The sequence below is a fragment of the Paracoccus sp. (in: a-proteobacteria) genome (assembly GCF_032007265.1).
Taxonomy (GTDB): domain Bacteria; phylum Pseudomonadota; class Alphaproteobacteria; order Rhodobacterales; family Rhodobacteraceae; genus Paracoccus.
In genome coordinates, this window is the sequence record NZ_DALZMB010000186.1 from 1 (window position 1) to 3,548 (window position 3,548).

The window sequence follows — 3,548 nt, forward strand, 5'->3', positions numbered from 1 at the left end:
GGTCGAAATACGGCCCATGAGGGCCTTGAAGCAGCAAAAACACCCGCCCATCAGCGCTGTTAGATAGAGAGGGAGGCTTGTCGCTTGCGGGCAGGGGGGATGGGGTCAACACTAGGTAATAAAATCCACGCGAAAAAAGATAAGTGTTTTCCCGTCTTACTAGGCCTCAGGTGTTAAAATACAATGGAAAAAGCGCAATTACCTGTGTGCTGTCACAATCTAAAGTGGTCTTTACGGGTCTTGCTTGAAGATCGGCCCCCAAGCACTTACTCACTTAGCAAGGTACAATTGGCGGAATTTGCATGTTTACTGGGATCATCACTGACATTGGCCGCGTTCTAAGCGTCGAGATGCGGGGCGATATGCGCGCGCGTATTGGCTGCAGCTATGACATGAGTGGCGTGGATATGGGCGCATCAATCGCTTGTGATGGGATTTGCCTGACGGTTGTGGGTAAGGGCGCCGATTGGTTCGATGTCGATATTTCGGCCGAAACCATCGCCAAAACCGCGATCGGGGCGAATGGCTGGCAAGGTGGTCAGCGCCTGAACCTAGAGCGCGCGCTAAAGGTCGGCGATGAGCTGGGCGGGCATATCGTGTCGGGGCATGTCGATGGGGTCGCGCGGATCGAGTCGATCACCGACGAGGGCGATAGCACACGAATCGTTTTTCGCGTACCGGCCGAACTGAAGCGATTTATCGCCTCCAAGGGCTCGGTCGCGCTGAACGGGGTCTCGCTGACGGTCAATGAGGTCAATGACGATTGCTTTGGGGTCAATCTGATCCCTCATACCCAGCAGGTCACGACCTGGGGTGAGGCGCGTCAGGGGGATGCGGTGAACCTTGAAATCGATATGCTGGCCCGTTACGTCGCCCGTCTGGCCGAGGCCGGACCCGCGTGATGCAGGTTGAGCATGGCGAGGATCGGATTATATTTAACCTGATGTCCCACCTCAGCCCGCTAAAAAGATGCTTTGACACTCGCGGCCGCCTTGGCCTTTCTGATCTTGCCCCCCACAGGGGAAGTCGGATCCTGGTTGGCTTGGCCGCAATCCCCTTTGCAGGAGCAGATGATGCAATATGACAATCCCGGTCCGGTCGAGCGCGACTGGTCGGATGCGATCTCGAAGATCGAGGACATCATCGAAGATGCCCGCAATGGTCGCATGTTTATCCTTGTCGATCATGAGGACCGCGAGAATGAGGGCGATTTCGTCATTCCCGCGCAAATGGCCACGCCCAACGCGATTAACTTCATGGCCACCCATGGTCGCGGGTTGATCTGTCTGGCCATGCCCGGCGAGCGCATCGACGCGCTGGGACTGGGCCTGATGACGCCCAAGAACTCGACCCGGCACGAGACCGCCTTTACCGTCTCGATCGAGGCGCGCGAAGGCGTCACCACCGGGATTTCTGCCCATGACCGGGCGCGTACCGTGGCCGTGGCCATCGACCCGACCAAGGGTGCCAGCGATATTGCCACGCCTGGCCATGTCTTTCCGCTGCGCGCGCGCGATGGCGGGGTATTGGTTCGCGCAGGTCATACCGAAGCTGCCGTCGATGTCGCGCGGCTGGCGGGTCTGAACCCTTCGGGTGTGATCTGTGAGATCATGAACGAAGACGGCACCATGGCGCGTTTGCCGGATTTGATCGCCATCGCGCAAAAGCACGGGCTGAAAATCGGCACGATCAGCGATCTGATCGCCTATCGGCGCCGTCACGACAACCTGATCTCGGAGCGCGCACAGCGCCATGTCCACTCAAGCCACGGCGGCGAATGGATGCTGCGCATCTTTGCTGATGCCGCACAGGGCGCGGAACATATCGTGCTGAGCAAGGGCGATCTGAGCACGCCCGAGCCGGTCTTGGTGCGTATGCATGCACTTGATCCGCTTCACGATGTGCTGGGGATCGGGCGCGTCGGCTCGGGCGAGCTGTCATCCGCCATGAACGTCATTGCCCAAGAGGGCCGAGGCGTCGTCGTGCTGATCCGTGATCTGGCCAAGAATGTGACCTTCCCTGACGAGGCCTCGCCGCATACATTGCGTGTTTACGGCCTTGGTGCGCAGATTTTGTCCACTTTGGGGCTGTCAGAACTGGTTCTTTTGACGAATTCCGCTCCGCTGAAGGTTGTCGGGCTTGACGCCTACGGGCTTTCGATCCATTCCACCCGCCCGATACCAGAGGATTGATCATGGCTTCCAGCGTCGAACATTACCAGATGCCCTTGCCCGAACTGAGCGCACCCGTGCGGCTTTTGATCGTGGTCTCGCCTTATTATCGCGCGATCTCCAATGATTTGATCGCGGGCGCACGTGCCATCGGGCAAGCTGCGGGGGCGGCGGTCGATCTGATCGAAGTGCCCGGCGCGCTTGAGATCCCCTCGGCGATCGCGCTGGCTGCGCGTTCGGGGCAATATGATGGCTATGTCGCGCTTGGCTGCATCATTCGCGGCGAGACGACCCATTACGATACGGTTTGTAATGACAGCTCGCGCGGGCTGATGCTGCTGGGGCTGCAAGGTCTGGCCATCGGCAACGGTATCTTGACGGTCGAGAACCCGGCACAAGCCGAGGTTCGCGCCGAGCCGAATGGTCAGAACAAAGGTGGCGGCGCGGCAGCCGCTGCTTTGCACCTGATTGCTCTGGCACGAAAATTCACCTCGGAAAGCCCACGTCAGGGAAAAGCTTTGACGGGCGATCACGACATTATCCGCATCGCGGGAGAAATTGACGGACCGACTTTAGCATGAGCGACGCAGAACATACCCCAAAACGCCCCGACCGTCGCGCCCTTAGCGCGGCGGCTCGGTTTTATGCCGTCCAGGCCCTTTTCCAGATGGAAGCGGCCAGCATGTCGGCCAAGCGCGTGCGTCGCGAATTCGCAGACTGGCGGATTGCCACGGAATACGAGGGCGAAATCACCCCCGAAGCCGATGAAGCGCTGTTTACCCGCGTTGTCGAGGATGCCGTGACCTGGCAATCGAAGATCGACCAGATGACGGACCGCGCCTTGGTTGCCAAATGGCCGATTGACCGGATCGATCCCGTTTTGCGTGCCGTTTTCCGCGCAGCCGGTGCCGAGCTGGTTACGCCGGGCACGCCGCCCAAGGTGGTGATCACCGAATATGTGCGCATCGCGCAGGCCTTTTTTGATGACGGCCGCGAGTCGAAATTCGTCAATGCCGTCTTGGACCATATGGCGCGCGAAGCCCGCCCCGAGGCCTTTTCCAGCTAACGCTGTAAAGCGATCAGTGTGAACGATCGCTTGCAGGTCGTCCCAAGATCTCAAATCACCCGCGCTGATACGCTTCTGGCCGTATCGCCGCGGGTTTTTCTGTGCGCATTGATGGGGATGCTTGCCGAGCGGAGAAAGCCACAAGCTGGCCCAGCTCACCCGCCGACCCGCCCATGAGGGGCCAAATCTACCGGATCATCATGAAGGGAAAGGGTGGCGAGAACCGCAGCGACCGTGTCGGCACAAGTTTCCCCGAAAGCCTGGTTGTCCAGGTGGGTGCCAGGTAACAGAACCAGGGCCCTGCCAGAGCC

At 59.5% G+C, this 3,548-nt stretch carries 4 protein-coding genes; all 4 read left to right on the plus strand.

Translation table 11 applies throughout. The features are described from left to right. Nucleotides 1-302: 302 nt before the first annotated feature. On the plus strand, nucleotides 303-902 hold the full coding sequence (locus RTS12_RS20325; RefSeq protein WP_312531906.1) for a riboflavin synthase: 600 nt from the start codon (nucleotides 303-305) through the stop codon (nucleotides 900-902). 171 nt (nucleotides 903-1,073) lie between these two features. After that, on the plus strand, nucleotides 1,074-2,192 hold the full coding sequence (ribB, locus tag RTS12_RS20330) for a 3,4-dihydroxy-2-butanone-4-phosphate synthase (RefSeq protein WP_312531909.1): 1,119 nt from the start codon (nucleotides 1,074-1,076) through the stop codon (nucleotides 2,190-2,192). Between the two features lie 2 nt (nucleotides 2,193-2,194). Then, nucleotides 2,195-2,752 (plus strand): 6,7-dimethyl-8-ribityllumazine synthase, encoded by a 558-nt coding sequence (locus RTS12_RS20335; RefSeq protein ID WP_312531911.1) that lies wholly within the window; start codon nucleotides 2,195-2,197, stop codon nucleotides 2,750-2,752. Next, nucleotides 2,749-3,237 (plus strand): transcription antitermination factor NusB, encoded by a 489-nt coding sequence (gene nusB, locus RTS12_RS20340; RefSeq protein ID WP_312531913.1) that lies wholly within the window; start codon nucleotides 2,749-2,751, stop codon nucleotides 3,235-3,237. Before RTS12_RS20335 ends, nusB begins: the two co-directional genes overlap by 4 nt. The last annotated feature ends 311 nt before the right edge of the window (nucleotides 3,238-3,548 follow it).